This window comes from Marinomonas fungiae (genome assembly GCF_001418205.1).
Lineage (GTDB): Bacteria > Pseudomonadota > Gammaproteobacteria > Pseudomonadales > Marinomonadaceae > Marinomonas > Marinomonas fungiae.
This window is the reverse complement of sequence record NZ_LIQF01000009.1, coordinates 98167-119334: the sequence shown is the minus strand read 5'-3', so window position 1 is coordinate 119334 and position 21168 is coordinate 98167. Positions and strand designations below refer to the sequence as shown.

Genomic DNA, 21168 nt, shown 5'->3' with positions numbered 1-21168 from the left:
AAAAAAATAAGTTAAGGAATACGAGTGAGTATTACGACTAAAACTTTCCAATACGGAAATCAAGAAGTTACCCTAGAAACAGGCCGTATCGCACGTCAAGCGACGGGTGCTGTTCTATGTACAATGGGCGATGCACAAGTGCTTGCAACAGTGGTTGGCGCGAAGAGCGCAAACGCTGGTCAAGACTTCTTCCCACTGTCTGTACACTACCAAGAGCGTACTTACGCGGTTGGTAAAATCCCAGGTGGTTTCCTAAAACGTGAAGGCCGTCCTTCTGAAAAAGAAACCCTAACGTCACGTCTAATCGACCGTCCAATTCGTCCACTGTTCCCGAAAGGTTTCATGAACGAAGTACAAGTTGTTTGTACCGTAATGTCGACTAACACAAACCTAGACGCTGATATCCCTGCAATGCTGGCAACCTCTGCAGCACTAGCTGTATCAGGTATCCCATTCAACGGTCCTATCGGTGCAGCTCGTGTTGGCTTCAACGATGAGTCTGGCTACATGCTTAACCCACTAAACTCTGAGCTAGCAGAATCTCTACTAGACATGGTGGTAGCGGGTACCAAAGACGCAGTACTAATGGTTGAGTCTGAAGCACAAGAGCTGACAGAAGACGAAATGCTAGGTGCGGTACTTTACGCGCACAAAGAAATGCAAACGGCGGTTCAAGCGATCAACGAATTTGCAGCTGAAGCTGGCAAACCACGTTGGGACTGGGCTCCTGAAGCAACAAACGAAGAGCTAAAAGCAGCGGTAGCGTCAGGCTTCGCAGCGCAAATCGAAGAAGCGTACACTATCTCTGACAAGATGGCTCGTTACGCGAAACTAGGCGAAGTTCGCGCCGCAGCGATCGAAGCGCTAGTAACAGAAGAAGGTGCTTTCTCTGAAGCTGACGTAGCCGGTGCTTTCGGTAAGCTTGAGAAAAACATCGTGCGTCGTCGCGTAATCGACGGCAAGCCACGTATCGACGGTCGTGACAACAGCACTGTTCGTCCAATCGCTGTTGAAGTGGGCATGTTGAAGAAAACTCACGGTTCTGCTTTGTTCACACGTGGTGAAACACAAGCGATCGCAACTTGTACACTAGGTACAAGCCGTGACGCTCAGATCGCTGACGGTCTAGCGGGCGAATCGAAAGACAGCTTCATGCTGCACTACAACTTCCCTCCTTACTCTGTAGGTGAGTGTGGTCGTATGGGCGGAGTCGGTCGTCGTGAAATCGGTCACGGTCGTCTAGCACGTCGTGGTGTACAGGCTGTTCTTCCTTCTGAAGACGAATTCCCATACACAATCCGCGTGGTATCTGAGATCACTGAATCGAATGGTTCAAGCTCAATGGCGTCTGTGTGTGGTGCGTCTCTATCTATGATGGACGCAGGCGTTCCTCTTAAAGCACCAGTTGCGGGTATCGCAATGGGTCTTGTAAAAGAAGACGACGGCTTCGCAGTCCTAACTGACATCCTAGGTGACGAAGACCACCTAGGCGACATGGACTTCAAAGTAGCGGGTACTGAAGAAGGTATCACAGCGCTACAGATGGACATCAAGATCGAAGGTATCAACGAAGAGATCATGGACATCGCCCTAACTCAAGCGATGGAAGCACGTAAGCACATCCTACGTGAAATGGCTCAAGTCATTGGCTACGCTCGTCCAGAAGTATCTCCGAATGCACCATCTATGGCGACATTCAAGATCGATCCTGAGAAGATCCGTGAAGTTATCGGTAAAGGCGGCGCAACAATCCGCTCTATCACTGAAGACACAGGCGCTTCTATCGACCTAGACGACGATGGTACAGTACGTATCTACGCTCCAGATAAAACATCATCTGACGCAGCGATGCTACGTATCCACGAAATCACTGCAGAAGCAGAAGTCGACAAACTTTACCAAGGTAAAGTCGTTCGCCTAGCGGAATTCGGTGCATTCGTGAACATCCTTCCAGGCAAAGACGGCCTAGTACACATCTCTCAGATCGCTGAAGAGCGCATCCGTGCAGTCGCTGACGTACTACAAGAAGGCCAAGACGTAATCGTTAAAGTCCTAGACGTAGACGCACGCGGTCGTATCAAGCTTTCTATCAAAGAAGTGACTGAAGAAGAAAAAGCAGCATTCGTAGCTGGCTAATCTCCTAACTTCTGGTTAGATCCTAAAAAGGAGCACCTCGGTGCTCCTTTTTTATTGCCGGCGATTTATGTTGCAAAGGGGTCAGATCCCTTACAAGTATAGATTCGTAGGTAGTTGCCAACGATATCGGTGCAGAAGGGATCTGACCCCTTAAGTGATAGCAGCCATTCCCTGCCTGACCTTATTCCCGACCTTTGTACGAGCCGATTGTACTCAGCGATAGATATTGCATTTCTGAAGTGAGTCGCAGTTTTTGTAGGACCGCGGTTCCCGCGGGAATGGATCTATCATCAATAAAGGGGTCAGATTCCTTACAAGTATAGATTCGTAGGCAATGGCCAACGATATTGCTTTAGAAGGAATCTGACCCCTTAAGCCAAATCCCCATCACCCCTATCCAACTGTATCTTGGCAATACGGTCGGTCATGGCGTAGATATTCTTCAAAATATGCGCCCATTCCATTTCGTAGCGGAACAGACGCAGACAATGAGGCTTGTCACCGGACAAATGCTGCGATTGGTGCGCCAATACGGCATCCAATAACGTGTAGAGCTCATGTTTTGCTTCTACCGCCCGTTACCTCAGGGGCGGATGAAATTTAGTCTCCGATCTCAAGTGCTTGTCACATTATAGTTTAGCAAGTCATTCATCTAAAAAGTGATTGTTCACTCCACTCTCAAAATCAAGTCAGCCGTATCTGAGCTGGCTTTTCTCACTTGAGAGCAATTAGATCCAGCTAAAAACTGCCACCAGCACCTACCCAATAACCCATTACACGGCCTGTCATTATGACGCGCTTATTCGAGCACTAGAGCTGAAATGGTCTTTACGATCGCTTTCGCGTGAACTGTTTTGCTAATGACCCTTATTAGGCCAACCAGTGCTAGGGTGCAGCTAATTTAACGCTTTTAGCACCGGTGAAATAAATAAGAATGATTATTTTGTCATTTTTGTCTATTTGCTATGCTACGCGCGGTTAAAAATACTTTGACACAATGGACTGGAAGGGAATAGTGATGAGTGGGAAAGAGTTGGAGAAGTTTGGCGCATATCAATATGCTGGTTTTTGGGCAAGAACAGGTGCGTCTTTGATTGATACGGTTATCCTTTTATGCGTCTCGACTCCATTGTTGTTTTTAGTGTATGGCGATGAAGCACAGCATTCTGATTCGTGGCTAATGGGAGGTGATTTTATTATTTCTTATGTCATGCCATTAATCGCCACCATTTTATTTTGGATCTATAAATCGGCGACGCCAGGTAAAATGGTGATCAAGGCTATGGTGCTTGATTCCAAAACTGGTGCGAAGCTTTCTACGAAACAAGCCATTATTCGCTATTTAGCTTACTTTATATCGGCTATCCCGTTTGGCTTAGGTTTTTTCTGGGTTGCTTGGGATGGTAAAAAGCAAGGTTGGCATGACAAGATTGCTGGAACGGTCGTGATTCGTCCAAAGCATTAATATGTTGAAAACGAAGAGTTCGATCATAGTTAAGGTTTTAACAAGCAACTCATCTACACAGTGATTGATTACTCAGTTTTATCCAACTCCCCAAAATACGCTAGTCCTCACTAGAACTATCTTTAAAGCTCTATTAGACTCCAGATCGATATATTTTCAGGCTGGTCGATTCATTAACTGATGCCCGTGAAGTTGTCACACATGGATGACTTTAGTGTAGCCTCCTTGACCAGTTTGGGGAGATTGGAGCTTAGGAAATCAATTAGATAATTAAGGCTATCTTTGGTTTTCTGTTCGCATTTTTCATAGTCAAAAATTAATGCGATAGAGCAGTTTTTATTGTTTGGGTCTGAAGCGTCATGCGCTGAGATACGAATGATACGCCCAGCCAGATTGAACAGCTGAATGGTATCATTGTCATTGAGTGGTATGCTGATGTGCATTCTAATATTGGAAAATAGTGCGAGAGCAGAGTGGAATGGTAAATCCAATAGAGCCCCTGATCGACTAATGTTTTGAATTCTGCCATCCAGCATTTGCTCGGGTGTGGCAATTTTCAAAATATGTTGCGGTAATCCAGCATAGCGCATTTCTTTTCGTTTACGAGAGGATGTCCATGAGCGACGAATAGCGTCCTCAAGCTTTTCCGTTGTAAACGGTTTAACCACATAATGACTTACACCATTTTGTATCGCTTCTAGAACCGACTCTTTGCCGCCTCGTGTCGTCATCATGATAAATGGTATTTTACTGAGCTTTTTGGACTTTTTCACGAAAGCTAAAAGCTCTTGCCCACTCATCTTCGGCATTTCCCAATCGGAAATAATCACATCCACTTCTTTGGACAAGAGAATATCTTTAGCTTGAACGCCGTTACTGGCAGTAAAAATTCGATTTGAGCCAAATTGAGTAAATATAGCCGTTTTTACTAAACTACGAACTGTTTGCGAATCATCCACGACTAAAAAAGTTAAGTCTTTCATTTGTCTCACATAGCATCCATCTTTGCACTTTGTTGAAACAATATGCAAAAAAAAGTAGACGTTTCAAGTTATTGTTTTATATATATATTTTCTAATTCCATCAAATCTAATTAATAAAGAAGCTGAATATTTTTATTAAAACGTAAAGCTAACCCTGATTGAGCTCTTTTAGTACATGAGATGAACCAAGCTAGTTTAGAGTTATTTCTAACTTACACACTTTCACTTAACTGCATCTTGGCAATACGATCGGTCATGGCGTAGATATTCTTCAAAATATGCGCCCATTCCATTTCATAGCGGAACACGCGTAGGCGGTTAGGCTGGTCATCCGATAAATGCAGCGCTTGATGCGCCAATACCGCATCCAATAGCGTGTAGAGCTCTTGTTTTGCTTCCACCGCCCGTCGGGCCAGTTCTGGCTCATTACGACGAATACCATTCACGCAATCCAACAGCAGGCTATTCACCATGTCTTGAATGGTATCCAAGGTTTGGCGCATGGTGGCGCTGACGGTGAGCTGGTCATTAAGTGCTTTATTGGACAAGGGGAGCAGGCCGTGGATGACCAAGTCGGCGATGTTTTCCAAGTGATCAGTCATGCCCACCAAGGTTATTTGCCTTGTGCTTTGCTCGGCAGAAAGCGGGCCGCGGCGCAGTTTCCCGAGATGAATCAAGATGGCGACGTGCAGTTGATCCACTTCTTCTTCGATGGCTTCAATGTCTTTAAAGGTGGCGCGGACTTGTGCTAACTGCGCTGGTGTTTTGGCGTTGGGTGCCAAAGGAGGCAGTTGCGATAGCATGCGACAGACGCGGCGGCCAAGGCGGGCCACTTCCAATTGGGTTTGTTCAAGAGCAATGTCAGGCGTGGCCAGAAAATCGTCATTGATATACTGAGGTGTGATGGGCGTTGCGGCATTTTTATCGGTTGGTGTTGGCGGGATCAATTTGCGCACGGCCCAGACAAACGCTCCAGCAAACGGCAACATAATCGCGGTGTTGAGCACGTTAAAGAGGGTATTGGCGTTGGCTATTTGGCGTGGAATCTCCGCGGCAAGACGCTCAATGCCGTCAAGCTCTGGATGCGTCGGTGAAATGGCGATACTGCCTTGTCCCAAGTAGCTGATCAGAGGCAACCAAATAATCACCCCGATCACGTTAAACAATACGTGTACGGTGGAGGTTTGCAGCGCTTCACGACCTTTACCTATGGCGGCCAAAATAGCCGTCACGCAGGTACCAATATTCGCGCCCATAGATAAGGCAATACCCGTTTCTAGGGGAATAAAGCCTTGGGCTGCCATGACAATCACAATCCCCGTGGTGGCCGAAGAGGATTGCACCAGTGCGGTAAACAGAGCAGCAATTAGGATGGCTAATAAGGCATTGTCCATTTGTGTCATTAGATTGATAAATGGCTCATAGCTACGCAATGGTGCCATGGCATCACTCATCAAATTCATACCGAGGAAGATCAAGCCAAGGCCAAAAATCATATTGCCGTAGTGCTGTATGCTTTCTTTTTTGGAAGCAAAAAACATCATAAAGCCAATCCCTATCATCCCTAGGGCGGCTTTGGTAACTTTAAAAGCGATGATTTGAGCGGTCATCGTGGTGCCAATATTGGCGCCCATAATGACGCCAACGGCTTGCGGCAACGACATTAAACCCGCGGAAATAAAACCGACCACCAGTACTGTGGTGACTGAAGAGGATTGAATCACCGCAGTGAGCCCAGCGCCGCTGAGCATGCCACTGAAACGGTTGGTGGTGAGTTTCCCTAACAGGTTTTTGACCTTGGTACCGGCAACCCGTTTCAACGCATCCGACATGGTTTCCATACCGAATAAAAAGAGTGCGAGCCCGCCTAACAGCCCAATCGACATAGAGATAAAGGCTATGTCTTCACTGCCATCGGCGGCTAGCGAAGAAAGAGAGAGTAGCAGTAGAGCAGGCAAGACGAGCCAATGGGGGCGCCGGAGTCCTTGAAGCATGTGTGTGTCCGTTTGTGTTTTAAATATTATTTTTTCAAAGGTTCCTAAGAATAATCACAAAGTGACCACTTGGGAATGATGCAAGTTAAGACAAAAGGTGCTGTCAGTTAAGTGGGGCTAGGTGAGTAGCTGTTTGGTCTCTTTTGGCTAATATCCACGTCCTGAATCCTGTTCTAGGACGATTTTTAGCTGTTTTCTGCCTATTGTGGTGTTTTTTAAAACACTTGAAGGGATATAAAACCATGAGACGATTTGTGTGTTTGATTCTGTCAGTCGTGGCGTGTTGGGTGTCGAATGTGTCGGCGTATTCGGTAGGGTTTGATCAAGTTCAGCTGTTCTCAGATAGCGATCGGCCGTTAAAGGCAAGTGTGTGGTATCCGTCTCAGACGCATTTTCCGTTGGAGCGAGTGGCTGAAAACGCTGCGTTCTTAGGGACTGATGTGGTAAGAGTTGGCACGCCGATGGTTGGTAAATTTCCCGTGGTGGTGATGTCCCATGGTTATCGCGGTAACTGGCGCAATCAGAATTGGCTAGCGACGCGATTAGCGCAGGATGGCTTTATTGTAATGGCTGTTGATCACCCTGGAACTACGTCGTTTGATCATTCTGCTCAAGCTGCTGCCCAGTGGTGGCAGCGACCAAAAGATTTGTCACGTCTATTGAATTGGTTATTCAATGAATCCTACTTGAGGCAGGCTACAGATGCCGAGGATGTTACTGCAATTGGGCATTCATTAGGGGGTTGGACGGTGATGTTATTAGCCGGAGCTGAGTTTGATCGCGAACAACTAGCGCGAGAATGTAGCCTTAAAAGTAACCCTAGAGTATGCGGCTTGATGGTGGAGCTAGGTTTAGACCATAAGCAAGTCGGTGAACCGACAGGCACTTTAGCTGACGAACGAGTTAAGCGTGTTATCTCGTTAGATTTGGGGTTGGCGAGAAGCTTGTCACGTCAGAGTCTACAGACGCTGACTTCGCCCGCGCTAATCCTCGCTGCTGGGGTTGATATCGGTGATCTTCCGCAGTCCGAAGAGTCGGGTTTCCTCGCACAATATCTACCAAAAAATAACAATGAGTACCTTGTCTATCCGGACGCCGCGCATTTTAGCTTTATGCAGCTTTGTAAAGAGGGGGCTGTTGAGATGATTGAGGAAGAAGCTCCCGGAGATGGCATTGTTTGTTTGGATGGTAACGCGCGTACTAGAAACGAGCTTCATCAATTTATGTATCAGGATATATTGCGCTTTATTCGGGGTAATTAGAGAGAGCTAGGGGCAGATAAAAATGAGTCCTCATATTCATCTGCCCCGGATTTTACCAAATCTTATCTTCTAGTTCGTTGCATCGACTTCCCTTAGTTGGAAAGTATTGGTTTTGCTAGGGCATTCGATGCTGGCCACTTCGGTACGCTTCTTCAGCATAATGTAACCAAAGCAGCTGAAGTAAAGGCCAATCACCAGTGCGCCAACCCATTCGATGCGAAGGAAGTCGAGTTGGAAGAGCAAGGTTAGGGCACACATTAGCACTAAGTTACCGATTAGATAGGGAACCAAGCCAAAGCGTTCCACTGTCAGGTTAAGGTTGTCGGTATACAATCGAATCAGTGAGTCCAGTGAATTGACGACCATCAAGATGCCAACGATGATCATCAAGGCATTGATAAAGCCAGCAATCTGCACACCTTCAACATGGTAGTGGTAAAGAATGGTGAACCAAACACCAATTGCGATAGATGGAAGCACAACCATCGCTAATAGTAGCTGCCAAGTGCGAATGCCGCTGACAAAACGTGCGGTGAATTGTCCGATCATGATGCTCCAAGAGAACCACCAGAACAGGTAGAAAGCATGGTAGTCATTCAGTGGTAGCATGAATTGGTGAATGTTAGTGAAGTACTCTCCGATTAAGCCCGCTTTATTTAAGAAGTCCGCAGGATTGCCGTTGTCCATCATAAAAGCTCGGAACCACATAATAGCGATCAGAGCAATGAACAGAATACTGGAACCTAAGCTAAGCAATCGCAGAAGTTTCATACTGCTGCTTGAATACACCGCTAGTGCGATAGAGGCGAGAACGATCAAGTAGAAGGCTGGCACCACTGATTCACCATCACCAATTTGTGGCATATACCAAGGTAAGTTAATCAGTAATAGACAGGCGGTAAACGCACAGGTACCGATGATCACCACATTATTGATCAGTTTGACTAAAGGGATTTCAAAGAATTTCACGCGTGGTTCGATGATGCAGAAGTAGAAGCAGGTCAGGAAGTAGAAGCCCCAGATCAAGAACGCCCAGAAGCCAAACTCGATTGCTAAGGGGTTGGCAAAACTGTACTCAGGACTCTCGACGAGATTTGCATAGCCTGCAAACTCTGTCAGTGGAAACATGATCAAACCCACATCCAACCCTGAGGTAAACAGAATCGCGATAAAGGTCAGAGTATTTACGGGGGTGACTCCAATACATTTGACGTCCCACCACTTAAATAGAATCACCGCGATGGCGATGAAAGAGAAGATTAGACCGGACGATAGTAGGATGTTCATACCGTCACCTCGTGTCTAAGCACTTTACTGCTCGTTAAAGGGCTGCTTGTCAGCCACAGCTTGTTGCTAGGCTCGGTGTTAGCTAACTGCTTGGAAGGCACATCACTAACAGAGTTTCTATCAGCAACAATGTGGTCATATTGTATCGCTTGCATCGAATGTCTCCTGGTCGGTTTACCGACTTAAAGCACTGCAAATGTTCTGCATTTCCGTTCTTTAATCGAAGCGACAGAGGCATGATCTGCTGTGGCGCTCGAGTTCCTTTAGACGGCTTTAGGTCTTCTAATTATTGGGTTTTTATTTTTAATTAAATGTTTAATTAAAAATAAATTTATAAGAACTATGGAAATATTTCAATAATATTAAGAATGAGGAATTGCTGAGATCAGGAAGATAAAATGCTCTTGGAAGCGATCAGAAGAGAAAAAATTGGTTAAAAAGAGATTGAAAATATCGGCTATCCAAGACTGAGCGTATAGGCCATTTTTATCGAAAATGGACGGTATTTACCGTTTTTTAGCCACTATATTGTTTATTTTTCGTTTTCTTCTAAATTAATCACCTATCGCTGTGGGCTATTTAAACGGTGGTATGATCCTTGTCATGGTTTGAGTGGGTTTTTATGTGGAGTGTCGCTTTTGGTTATTTTTTGGTCGTGATTTTTGTTTTCTTGAAAGGTGAAACCGGTCTTAAGCTCCACGTCGGGAGCGTTTCCCCACTCAGGAACTGGCGCGCTACTAAGTTCGTTTGAGTGTGTAGCATGCTCAAAGCTGATAAACTGCGTTTTTACGTAATTTAGGAATTCTGAATGAGTCAGCCCAACAATCCTTTGCACGGTTTATCATTAGAGAAAGTGTTAACGCGCCTAGTAGAGCACTATGGCTGGAATGGTTTGTATGACCACGTCCGTGTCAATTGTTTTGCAAATGATCCGTCGATCAAATCTGCTCTCAAGTTTTTGCGCAAGACGCAATGGGCGAGAGATAAGGTTGAAGCGCTGTATATCGAAACATTTAGTTCCTAACCTGTATTTTCTTGCAAAACACCCGACCAGATGTCTCAGCGTGATGTCGATCAGAATAGGGTGTCTCGTTTACATATCATTTCTTCAAATAATAAGAAGTTTCGCCAATCCCCTGATCAAGGATTGCTGAGCTGGTTTCCTTACCCTATATTCCCATTAAAGGCACAGAGCTGTGTCTTATCCTTTCTCGCACTTTCTGTGCTTTTATTGTTCTTTTCTGAGGACATTTATGACATCTGATACAACCGCTTCAGTGGCAACATTCGGTACACTTTTGGGCATGGCTCTAGGTGGTGTGCCTGTCTATTCGTCTGATTATGATTCGGTGGACGAAACAGAGTTTCCCAATCGTCATGCTTATCGCAGCTATGTGGACGGGGTCTACATGGGGCATAAATGGCAGTGTGTCGAGTTTGCACGGCGCTGGTTGTATCTTAACAAAGGTTACGTCTTTGATGACGTTGCCATGGCCTATGATATTTTCCAATTAAACTCGGTACGGGTGATAGCGGATGAACGTCGCTTACCATTGAAATCGTTTCTGAATGGTTCCCTGCGTCATCCAGAAGTTGGGGCTTTGTTAATTTGGAGTGAAGGTGGGGAGTTCGAAATCACTGGTCATGTGGCTGTGGTATCTGAGGTCTACCCTGATCGTTTGCGTATTGTAGAGCAAAACGTAGGCCATAAAGTCTGGCCAGAAGGGCAAAATTACTCACGTGAATTACACGCGCGCATCAGCGAAGATGGTGGTTACTGGTTAGAGTGCTCATTTGGCGATGCGTCCATTTTAGGCTGGGTCATACAGACCGATGATGATCAATACTCCGAAGTGATCGAGCCTGAAGATCCTCAGTTATTTGAGTTAGCGTTACGACATGTGTCAGGCAAAGGGCAATCGTTACGCGCGTCTTGGTTGAATGTTGCCAATCCTGAAGAGGAAGCGTATGTCGCCATGATGGGCGGACATAAGCTTGCTACGCTTCCTGAAGATGAGCATAAATATATGGTGATGTCGCAAGCTGCAGAACGCGTATTAAAACGAGCCACAAATGAATTACATGCCTTGTTTATGCATGCCACAAACTATGTTTTGCAAAATGAAGCGTTATTGACACACTTTAATATTCCACCATCTATCTGGCCAAAGATTCATCAATCTTGGGACAACCGTAGAAACCAGATGATCACAGGACGCTTTGATTTCAGCATGTCGTCCCGTGGTATCAAGGTGTATGAGTACAACTGTGACTCAGCTTCCTGTTATATGGAGGCGGGTTTGGTACAAGAGAAATGGGCCAAGCACCATGGATGTCATGATGGTAAAAGCTCAGCGACCAAGCTGGTGCGCAATCTGATTGATGCATGGAAAAACAGTAAAGTCGATGGCGTTTTGCACATCATGCAGGATACGGACTTAGAAGAAAATTATCACGCTCTCTTTATGAAGCGTGCCATCGAAAAGGCCGGTATTCACTGTAAGATCATTAAGGGTGTAAAAGGCCTTGCATGGGATAAGGATGGTGATGTGGTCGATCCTGAAGGTGAGAAAATTCGCTGGGTTTGGAAAACGTGGGCGTGGGAAACGGCATTGGATCAGATTCGCGCTGAATGCGATGACGATGAGCAGCGACTGCGTGATTACCAAACAGATGTACCGCGAGACCATGCGCCGCGCTTGGTGGATGTGTTATTACGCCAAGGTGTGATGGTCTATGAGCCACTGTGGACTTTGATCCCGAGCAACAAGGCGATTTTGCCGGTGCTGTGGCAGTTGTTCCCTAATCACCCTTATTTGTTGAATGCTTCGTTTGATCTAACCGAGACGTTGCAAAAGAACGGCTATGTCAGTAAGCCGATTGCGGGACGTTGTGGCTTTAATATTAGTCTTTTCGATGGTTCTCAAGCATTGGTGGAAGAGACGGAAGGGCGCTTTGCTCATCAAGACCAGATCTATCAAGAGCTTTGGAAGTTGCCCAATGTCGAGGGATACAATGCTCAAGTTTGTACTTTCTCAGTGGCTGGGCATTTTGCAGGAAGCTGTGTACGTGTCGATCCCACACTCGTGATTACCAAGGATAGTGATTTGATGGCACTACGAGTTGCTGATCGCATTTAGTTTTATCGTGTTAGGGAATATGACCATCTGGCGCTCATTTGTCTCCAAATAAGTGAATTTGGCTATTGAGCGTTTTGCTTCATTTTTTGCTTAGGCGTTATGGGACAAGGTTTTTGAGTTGTTCTATTAACGCTAAAGCCCCTGGTTTATATAGCGTTCTGTTCGGGTAAACGAGGTAGTAAGCTTTACCTAAAGGAAGTGTCAGAGGGCTGAGTGTCACCAATTGTCCTGATTCTAGCAAGTGTTGGATAAATAACCCTTGGCCGAGAAGTAAGCCTTTGCCTTGTACTGCGGCGTCAATAGCCATACTCGATAGGTTGAACTGTGGGCCTTTATTTGGTTTTCGATGAGATTGACCGGCTGCGTTAAGCCAATCTTGCCAGTTAGGAAGATAAGGATTTTCATCTCCCCAGTCGATGTGAATCATAGGTTTTTCGAGCAGCGAATTGATATCGCTTGGCTCGATACCATTCATCAACTTTGGACTGGCCACCAGCTGTACGTGATCTTGAAATAAAAAGTCGTGTTGCAATAAAGCATCTTGTTTACCAAAGCTAATGCTAGCGTCGCATTGGCTTAAGTTGAAGTTAACGATTGCGTGGCTAGCTTCGACACGTATTTCTAAGTCCGAGTGCTGCTCCATGATTTGTAGCACCTTTGGCATCAGCCATAAACTTGCTACCGATGGCAATGTATGAAGCGTGAAAATAGCCTGTTGTTTCAATTGGTCGATACAGGCTTGCCCTCTTTGTAAACTTTCCAGTGCTTGGTTAGCAAAGTATAGGTATTGCTTGCCAGCTTGTGTCAGTTCTACTCCCTGTTTTGAGCGTTCAAACAAAGAAGTATTTAGAACTGATTCAAGTTGTTTGATTTGCTGGCTAACGGCCGCAGGGGTAATACATAAGATCTTTGCTGTTTTTGCAAAATTGCAAGTCTGTGCAGCGTTTATGAAGGTAACTAAGCAATTCAAGTTAGGTAGTTTGAGCATGGTTGTATCGTCAATGCGTTAAGCTTGAGGAGCGGCATTAGTCGTTTCAAAATAAAGTTCATTGTTAAGTAAAATTTAACGATGAGTATTCAAAATATTGATTTAACGGTACCGCTAACTTCACTAACCTTAGTGATAGTATTGATTCGAAAAAAGCCTAAATCAAAGAAGGAACACTCATGACGCTATCAAAAATTATTAATGAAATAGCTTACCCTCTTGAAGATAAAGACTTTCGAGAAGAATGTAAAAGGATCTTGGCTGAAAGTGGCGCTTTAGTTTTACCTAAATTTCTTCAACCTGAAGCCATAAAAGCTATCATCCAAGAAGGAAATGCAAAGGCTAGCCTCGCATGGTACACCCAATCTACTCATAATGTTTACTTAACACCGATTGATCCAGCGTTCGATACTGAGCATGCCAGAAATAAGCAGGTGACTTCCTCTAAAGGCTGTATAACAGATGATCAGATTGATAAAGAGTCGCCTTTACGGCTGTTGTATGATTCCACAGTGTTTAGAGAATTTCTTGCCAGTGTACTAGATGAAGATAAGCTATATAACTACGCGGATAGTCTTTCATCTATTAATTTGCACTATGCTAGTGAGGGCCAAGAGTTAGGTTGGCATTTTGATAACTCATCCTTTGCTATTACTTTATTAATTCAAAAACCCGAAGCTGGCGGGGTATTTGAATACTTAGAAGACATGCGAAATGCCGATGCTGGTGAAATGAATTATGACGGTGTCAGTGATGTGCTATCTGGGAAAATAAAGGTCAAAGAATTAGCTATAGAGCCGGGAGCTCTGGTTATGTTTCGCGGTCGAAATGCCATTCATCGAGTCACTCCAACTCGAGGAAACGTAACGCGTATGTTAGCTGTGCTTGCTTATAACTCTCAGCCTGGAATTGCTTTATCCGAAGCAGCAAGTAAAACTTTTTACGGGCGTGTCGGTTGACCATAACTTAGTTCTTTGAGGTTAAGCCTATATTTATCTTGATCCATGTTTTAACAAAAGCTCCCAACATGGGGATGACCAAGGCGTTGGGAGCTTTGAAGTGTCTTATTTCAATAAAGTTATGAAGTGGTCGCCGCCGCTTTGCCGTTTATTCGCGGCTGTAATTTTTTACTAACTCTAGGAAGCAGTAAGCCTGTGATGACAGTCAACATGCCTAATAGTTGTAGACTCGTCACAGTTTGACCGTAGGCAAAGGCAGTCAATGCTGCAAATACCGGGACAAAGTTAAATGATAGGGAGGCGGTGGCTGCACCTAATTGCTTAACCCCGGAGATCCAAAGCAAGTAACCAAATTCGTGGTTGCCAAATGCTGTATCGTGATCGAGATAATATGCCTTTAAGGCTGCGTCTATTGATCGATTTTATGTTGGCGTGTTTCAAAGAACAGACATACAAATCGGAATAGAGCTGAAATCCCTAGAGGCCTTCACCTGCCAAATCTCACTAAATTAGATTTTTTCCACCTGATGCTTTAATGCGTTGTCCTGTGAGCCGTTGCGCAACAATAGAGCCAATGTCTTCTAGCTTTCCGGGGCGGCCTAGAGCAGTAATGCTCGGCACCATTTTTTGATATACGCATTGCATTTGCTTGCTAGGTGAGTAACTGGGTGACGTTATTTACTGTCCCAAACGATATCGCATTCATCTTGCATGGCTCGGTTGAGCATATCAATCAGCGGCACCGCACGATTAGCAAGGCTCACTGGCGCTTCGTCGTCTTCACTTTCCTCGGGGGCTTGTGGTTGGGGTGTTTCTTTTTCAATGGCAATAGCCGCTGTTAGGCGCTCTAGAGCTTGAGGAATGTTTTCAGCTTTAATTGCGCCGGATGTGTTGTCTTTGTATCCCATCATTTTGATCATTTGCAGGCCGATGTCGCCAAACATGGTAATGTCAGCGCAAGCGTGGCAGTGAAAAGTCATTAACATAGTCGAACCTCGGTTATGGATCGGTTTTAAACATTAAATAGTGACGAAGGCCTCAGTATAGTTTGTGTACGGTTGCGTGACTAAAAATAACTTACATAACCTATCAAAACTCTCGAAACCTTTCCTATTTACCAAAGATTTCCTGTGATCTGGCTCAGTGTTAAGTTAACGCCGTTTTAGGGCAGTCGACACCAAAATGGTGCGCGCTGCAATGATCTAAGCCCCCAATATCTGTTCGTTCAAGATTCACGAGCCTGCCTTGTTGTACCCCTTGGCGAATAATTATCACAGAGCCAATCACTATGTCGAAAATTAAACTGGCATTGCTTACCGTTGTCGTAAGTGTTGCTAACGTGCTGACACCAGCACAAGCGAAAGATGAGCAAGTTGATGTATTGCTCATCGGTGGCGGTATTATGAGCGCCACGCTAGGTACTTACCTGCAAGAATTAGAGCCAAACTGGTCTATGACCATGGTGGAACGTTTAGATGGTGTTGCTCAAGAGAGCTCAAATGGCTGGAATAATGCGGGGACAGGCCACTCTGCATTAATGGAGTTGAACTACACACCTGAAATGCCAGATGGCAGTATTAATGTCGACAAAGCTATTAAGGTAAACGAAGCATTCCAAATCAGTCGCCAGTTTTGGGCCTACCAAGTGAACAACGATGTGATGCACGATCCAGAATCGTTCATTCGTACTGTAAATCACATGAGTTTTGTTTGGGGGGATAAGAACGTTAACTTTCTTCGTAAACGTTACGCTGAGTTGCAGAAGCACACTTTGTTCCAAAGCATGGACTACAGTGAAGATCCAGCGCAAATCGCTGAGTGGGCACCTCTGTTGATCGAAGGTCGTGACCCAAACCAGCCAGTGGCGGCAACACACTCGGTGCTAGGTACGGATGTCAACTACGGTGAGATCACTCGTCAACTAGTGTCTAACCTTACGACGAAAGATAACTTTGAGCTGCAATTAAACAGCGAAGTACGTGCGCTTAAGCAAAATGCAGACAAGAGCTGGACGGTCACCATTGCTGATCTTGCCAATGGTGAAAAAGAGCATACGATCGATGCGAAGTTCGTCTTTATCGGTGCTGGCGGCGCAGCATTGCCTTTGTTACAAGCCTCTGGAATTCCTGAGGGCGATGCGTACGGTGGTTTCCCTGTGGGCGGTCAATTCCTCATTACAGAAAACCCAGAAGTTGTGGCGCAGCACGTTAATAAAGCCTACGGTCAAGCCGAAGTGGGGGCGCCACCAATGTCAGTGCCGCACCTAGATGCACGTCGTATTGATGGTAAAGAAGTACTGTTGTTTGGCCCTTTTGCCACTTTCTCTACGAAGTTTCTGAAAAATGGTTCCCTATGGGATCTGCTAGGGGCAACCACGACTGATAACGTGGTACCAATGATGGAAGTGGGTCTAGATAACTTCAACTTGGTTCAGTACCTCATTCAACAAGTGATGTTGACCGATGACGATCGTTTTGCGGAGCTGCAAAAGTACTACCCAAGTGCGAAGAAAGAAGACTGGAGACTATGGACCGCTGGCCAGCGTGTACAGATCATCAAGAACGATCCTGAAAAAGGTGGCCGTCTACAGTTCGGTACCGAAGTGGTATCTTCCGCTGACTCAAGCCTAGCGGCGCTATTGGGCGCATCACCAGGTGCATCGACTGCAGCGCCAATCATGTTAAACGTGATGGAAAAAGTATTCGCTGACAAGGTGGCGGGCGAGTGGAATGCTAAGCTAAAAGAAATCATTCCATCGTATGGTACTAAGCTAAACGGCAATGTAGAAGCCACTCATCAAGAGCTGACGTACACCAGCGAGATCTTGAAACTGCATCCGCCACAGAAACCGAAAACTGAAGCGCCAGCAGGTGATGAATCGATCACCATGCCTGAGAAAGAAGACGTAGCCAACATCGAGCTATAATAGCTCCCGTTGCTTTGATCTTAGAAAGCCCTGCTCATTGAGTGGGGCTTTTTTTGCTCAAGCCGCTTTTTTCAAACAATAACACGTTTCACCGATTCCCAGCCCCGCGATTGCTGGGGCTGAAAAAACAAAGCCCGTCGAAGACGGGCTCTGTGATTCTACTTAACCGTGTTTGTTCAGGTCGTGTAGTTCGTCGCTGTACCAGATCTTGCGTTTAAAACGAGGGTTTTTAGACGACATATCGATCTTGTAAGGGTTGAGCTCTTCGCTTTGTGGCGGTAGGCCAAGGATTTTGCATAGCTCTTGTGCCAGCCATTTCTCAACTTTAAGCACCACTATCTTCTTACGCAAACGGCCTTGCTCGTCTCGGTTTAGGATCGTTGGCAAGGTGTTTAGCGTTAGGATTTCACCTAGCGCTGGGTGTGCCATACGTTCGCGGCCTTCATTACTTGCGTAGAAGTGTGATACGGCAAACACCATGCGCTCTGGATTGATTTGCTTAAGGAACTGGCACGATTGAACCACGGTAGAACCCGTACGAACCATGTCATCAAACAAAACAATACTGGCGCCGTCTAAACCTTCAAAGGTGTGCTCACTTTCTTTGTGAAGAGTGATTTCAACTTTACGTTCGGCAGTGCGCTCTTTGTCCAGCATGATGAATTTGGCTTTGTTCAGGCCAAGCGTGTTGTACATCTGCTTAACGAAATCGCGCGCGCCTTTGTCAGGTGCGCACAATACTAGGCCTTCACCTTCTTCACCGTAACTTAGGATGTTAGAGTTTAGGAGGTAGTGGGCGTAGATTTCGTATGGGATCAGGTTGTGGAAATCACCGTCGAACACTTCACTAAAGATCTGCTGAACCGAATCTGAGTGGTTGTGGATCGTCATCACCGTATCAACGCCAGACAGTTTTAGCATTTGCGCGTAAAGCTTAGCGGTAAACGGTTGGCCATCGAACTTCTTGATATCTTTGATATCGCGCTCGAAGCTCGTTTTGCCTAGGTCTTTGCTTGGGCCACGGTCTTGTGCACTGTAGAACAAGTCTGGCTCAACTAGGATAACGCGCGAAGCACCGTTTTCCTTTGCAGCACGAGCAATGACGAAGTTTGCCATGGCCAGTTCTTGACGGCTTTGCACATGGCTAGTCGTGCTTACAATAACAACAGATTTGCCTGTAAGCTTACGTCCGATGTTGTCAAAATCCGCTTCATCAGAGATGAATCGTGGACAAAACTCGGAGTTCATAAATTGCTTCATGCTAATGATGTCTGCAATGTCTTCATGCTGGCCCATGGCATAAGCGACATCAATGGCAAAAGGGTTGTCAGAAGAGTTACTAACAACAACGACGTTGGTTGACTGGCTGGTCGACAAAGTCATGAATGATCCTTTACTAGAGGAAGTGAGATTTTCGCTATTTTAACACGGCTAGGTTAAGAAAATCCTTATCCCCTAGCGCTTCGTTCATAGATTTTAGTAGGGGGTTTAGCAAGTTTTAATATGGCTGACCTACTAAGTGTGCTAAGCGAGGGGGCTTGAGTCAGCATTTCGCTTGCTTAAGTGCTGGATTGCATAAAACTTAGACAGCTCGTAGACAGCATTCTTAATGTCGTTATCTCTTAAGTACCTTACCCTGCGTTTAAAATAATGGGTTAGACCCAGCACACAGGGTTGTAACTAGAAATATTGGCGTACGAGGTCAGCAAAGGCTTCGTTGGTCTGTTGATCGAGGGCATGTTGACCTTGTTTGATGACCTGTTGTCCGGCCACATAGACATCTTTAATGGGATTGCCGCTCAGGCCAAACAGCCAGCGGTTGATCAAGTCTTCTGCTTTACTGGCTTGGATAAAAGGTTCCTTATCATCCCAGACCATCCAATCGGCGCGGCTGCCCTGAGCTAAGCCCAGTTGTACGCCACAGGCTTGGTTGCCTCCTTGCAGTGTGCGATCAAACAGATGATTGCCAATGCGTGGCTGTGCCTCGCTGTAAAGTCGATTGCGTTTGTGCTCGCTAAGGCGTTGACCGTATTCAAACCAGCGCAGCTCCTCCTGTAATGAGGTACTGACATGGCTGTCAGTGCCGATCCCCCAAATGCCTCCCGCTTGCTCAAATGCCCGAGCAGGGAATAGACCATCTCCAAGATTCGCCTCAGTCGTGGTGCAAATGCCAACACAGGCTCCGGCTTGGGCAATCGCTCGCAGTTCTTCTTGTGATAAATGAGTGGCGTGAATCAGCGTCCAATGTTGGTCCAGCGCGCATTCTTCCACTAACCTCTGTACTGGCCGTTTGTCACAATAGTGGAGGCAGTCGTCCACTTCTTTAAGTTGTTCAGCGATGTGTATATGTATTGGCTGGCTCTGATGGAGTTTGCTAAGGACTTGTTTAATAGCGGCAAAGTCGGTGGCGCGCAGAGAGTGAAAACACAGACCTAATCGATGCAGAGGATAGGAATCGATACTTGCTTGATAGGCGCGATACTGATCAATATAAGCTTGAGTGGATTGTACAAAACGCTGCTGTCCGGCCTTAGGCGCTTGTTGTCCGAAGCCAGAATATTGGTACAAGGCAGGTAGGAGAGTAACGCCCATGCCCACGTCCTGTCCTGCACGTAACATGGCGTCACCCAGTTCCGTTACTTTGGGGTAAGGGCTGCCATCTGGCTGATTATGCAAATAGTGGAATTCGGCCACTTGGGTAAAGCCGCCTTTTAACAACTCGATATAGAGTTTACTGGCAATCACTTGCAAGGCTTCAGGGCCAAGTTCTCGGGCGGTTTGATACATCACATCGCGCCAGCTCCAAAAACTGTCTTCGGGATTGAGGGCAATTTCTGCCATGCCCGCCATCAGTCGTTGAAATCCGTGGGAATGCAGGTTAGCCACTGTGGGTAGCACGGGGCCATTTAGTACCACATCTGCCAGCGCTGGATCGCTGTCTTCTTCAATTTGATCAATATGGCCGTTCACAACGGTCAGCAGAACGTTTTTAGCCCAACCATGTTGCAGATACGCCAATGAGGCAAAAAAGCGAGTCATACCCAAGTAGCCTTTTAATGATTTGTCTAATATGTATATACAAGCTAATGTTTTTAAATACAAGCAACAAGGGTATACTTTTACTTTCTATATCACGCTTAACAGGGAGCCACTGTGGCCGATTCGACTTCAACTTTGTTGGACAACTTCTTTGCCGATTTGCCGGACACACCAGCGCCGATCTATGCGCGCTTGAAGCAAGCGATTGCCCACAAAGTCGCTTCGGGCCAGTGGCAAGTCAATCAACGAGTTCCCTCTGAAGCCGAGTGGGTGAAGGCGCTCAATGTCAGCCGTATGACGGTCAATCGTGCTTTGCGAGAATTAACCGCCGAAGGGGTGCTGACTCGTCAGCAAGGCCTCGGCACCTTTGTGGCGCAGAAAAAGGCTCATTCAGCCTTGTTTGAAGTGCATAATATTGCCGAAGAAGTGGCTTCCCGTGGCGCAGTCTATCGCGCCGAACAATTGTTATTAGTCCGTGGTAAAGCCACCGTGGAAGAGGCCATTACCCTTGGTGTGCGTACTAATCAGGAGATTTTCCGATCAATCATTTTACACTTTGAAAATGACCTGCCGATTCAGCTCGAAGAGCGTACCGTCAATGCGGCCTTAGCCCCAGCGTACGCTGAGCAAGATTTCACTCGCCAGACCCCCTATGTCTATCTGATGCAAGCGGCCCCCATGACTGAAGGGGAGCATTTGGTGGAAGCCGTGTTGCCCAATGCCCGCGAATGCGAACTGCTGCAGGTGAATGCCAATGAACCTTGCTTGCAGATCAAACGTCGCACTTGGTCGGGTGAGCAAATCGTCACTGCTGCTCGTCTACTACATCCTGGTAGCCGTTTCCAACTGTTCGGTCATTTTAGTCGCTAGTCGCGGATTCTGATCTTTACGTCGTTCCAGCCTTAAAAAAAACTTGCATCAGTAAGCAATCCCTTCTATTTTCTAAAAATGACTTGTATATACATGTTTGTAAGATTACATCACCCCTA

The 21168-nt window shown here is 46.0% G+C and carries 17 protein-coding genes; 8 read left to right on the top strand and 9 right to left on the bottom strand.

Features of this window, described 5'->3' with window-relative positions:
* Positions 1 to 24 precede the first annotated feature (24 nt).
* A complete protein-coding gene (gene pnp, locus ASC49_RS13945; RefSeq protein WP_055463870.1) occupies positions 25 to 2136 on the top strand; it encodes a polyribonucleotide nucleotidyltransferase in 2112 nt (703 codons plus the stop codon).
* 371 nt (positions 2137 to 2507) lie between these two features.
* Here pnp and ASC49_RS19795 read toward each other — a convergent pair whose 3' ends face one another.
* The gene (locus ASC49_RS19795; protein WP_156085540.1) at positions 2508 to 2666 is read right to left on the bottom strand and encodes a hypothetical protein; all 159 of its coding nucleotides are present in this window, start codon (positions 2664 to 2666) and stop codon (positions 2508 to 2510) included.
* Between the two features lie 488 nt (positions 2667 to 3154).
* On the opposite strand from ASC49_RS19795, the gene ASC49_RS13940 reads away from it, so the two are divergent.
* Entirely contained in the window at positions 3155 to 3601 is a 447-nt protein-coding gene (locus ASC49_RS13940) for an RDD family protein (protein ID WP_055463869.1), read from the top strand.
* A gap of 173 nt (positions 3602 to 3774) precedes the next feature.
* Here the strand turns inward: ASC49_RS13940 and ASC49_RS13935 are convergent, their stop codons facing one another.
* Positions 3775 to 4584: a response regulator gene (locus ASC49_RS13935; RefSeq protein WP_055463868.1), complete on the bottom strand. Its 810-nt coding sequence runs from the start codon at positions 4582 to 4584 to the stop codon at positions 3775 to 3777.
* A 212-nt stretch (positions 4585 to 4796) separates the two neighbouring features.
* On the bottom strand, positions 4797 to 6578 hold the full coding sequence (locus ASC49_RS13930; protein ID WP_055463867.1) for a Na/Pi cotransporter family protein: 1782 nt from the start codon (positions 6576 to 6578) through the stop codon (positions 4797 to 4799).
* 242 nt (positions 6579 to 6820) lie between these two features.
* Between ASC49_RS13930 and ASC49_RS13925 the strand changes: the two genes are divergently transcribed.
* Positions 6821 to 7840, top strand: coding sequence for an alpha/beta hydrolase family protein (locus ASC49_RS13925; protein WP_055463866.1), 1020 nt, complete (start codon positions 6821 to 6823; stop codon positions 7838 to 7840).
* A 69-nt stretch (positions 7841 to 7909) separates the two neighbouring features.
* On the opposite strand, the gene ASC49_RS13920 is transcribed toward ASC49_RS13925, so the two are convergent.
* Positions 7910 to 9127, bottom strand: a complete 1218-nt coding sequence (locus tag ASC49_RS13920; RefSeq protein ID WP_055463865.1) for a BCCT family transporter — start codon at positions 9125 to 9127, stop codon at positions 7910 to 7912.
* Positions 9128 to 9935: 808 nt separating this feature from the next.
* Between ASC49_RS13920 and ASC49_RS13915 the strand changes: the two genes are divergently transcribed.
* Together ASC49_RS13915 and gss are read left to right on the top strand one after the other, a co-directional pair.
* On the top strand, positions 9936 to 10151 hold the full coding sequence (locus ASC49_RS13915) for a VF530 family protein (RefSeq protein ID WP_055463864.1): 216 nt from the start codon (positions 9936 to 9938) through the stop codon (positions 10149 to 10151).
* A gap of 229 nt (positions 10152 to 10380) precedes the next feature.
* Positions 10381 to 12267, top strand: a complete 1887-nt coding sequence (gss, locus tag ASC49_RS13910; protein WP_055463863.1) for a bifunctional glutathionylspermidine amidase/synthase — start codon at positions 10381 to 10383, stop codon at positions 12265 to 12267.
* Positions 12268 to 12364: 97 nt separating this feature from the next.
* Here gss and ASC49_RS13905 read toward each other — a convergent pair whose 3' ends face one another.
* Positions 12365 to 13255, bottom strand: a complete 891-nt coding sequence (locus tag ASC49_RS13905) for a LysR substrate-binding domain-containing protein (protein WP_055463862.1) — start codon at positions 13253 to 13255, stop codon at positions 12365 to 12367.
* A 179-nt stretch (positions 13256 to 13434) separates the two neighbouring features.
* On the opposite strand from ASC49_RS13905, the gene ASC49_RS13900 reads away from it, so the two are divergent.
* Positions 13435 to 14214: a HalD/BesD family halogenase gene (locus tag ASC49_RS13900; RefSeq protein ID WP_055463861.1), complete on the top strand. Its 780-nt coding sequence runs from the start codon at positions 13435 to 13437 to the stop codon at positions 14212 to 14214.
* Positions 14215 to 14333: 119 nt separating this feature from the next.
* Here the strand turns inward: ASC49_RS13900 and ASC49_RS19645 are convergent, their stop codons facing one another.
* Positions 14334 to 14558, bottom strand: coding sequence for an EamA family transporter (locus ASC49_RS19645; protein ID WP_245624724.1), 225 nt, complete (start codon positions 14556 to 14558; stop codon positions 14334 to 14336).
* A 330-nt stretch (positions 14559 to 14888) separates the two neighbouring features.
* On the bottom strand, positions 14889 to 15200 hold the full coding sequence (locus ASC49_RS13895) for a DUF1840 domain-containing protein (protein WP_055463860.1): 312 nt from the start codon (positions 15198 to 15200) through the stop codon (positions 14889 to 14891).
* Between the two features lie 302 nt (positions 15201 to 15502).
* On the opposite strand from ASC49_RS13895, the gene mqo reads away from it, so the two are divergent.
* On the top strand, positions 15503 to 17140 hold the full coding sequence (mqo, locus tag ASC49_RS13890) for a malate dehydrogenase (quinone) (protein WP_055463859.1): 1638 nt from the start codon (positions 15503 to 15505) through the stop codon (positions 17138 to 17140).
* 162 nt (positions 17141 to 17302) lie between these two features.
* Here the strand turns inward: mqo and ASC49_RS13885 are convergent, their stop codons facing one another.
* Entirely contained in the window at positions 17303 to 18523 is a 1221-nt protein-coding gene (locus ASC49_RS13885; RefSeq protein ID WP_055463858.1) for a ribose-phosphate diphosphokinase, read from the bottom strand.
* 297 nt (positions 18524 to 18820) lie between these two features.
* A complete protein-coding gene (gene hutF, locus ASC49_RS13880; protein ID WP_055463857.1) occupies positions 18821 to 20179 on the bottom strand; it encodes a formimidoylglutamate deiminase in 1359 nt (452 codons plus the stop codon).
* Positions 20180 to 20293: 114 nt separating this feature from the next.
* Between hutF and hutC the strand changes: the two genes are divergently transcribed.
* Positions 20294 to 21049 carry a histidine utilization repressor gene (hutC, locus tag ASC49_RS13875; protein WP_072242121.1) on the top strand — a complete coding sequence of 252 codons (756 nt, stop codon included), beginning with the start codon at positions 20294 to 20296 and terminating at the stop codon, positions 21047 to 21049.
* Positions 21050 to 21168 lie beyond the last annotated feature (119 nt).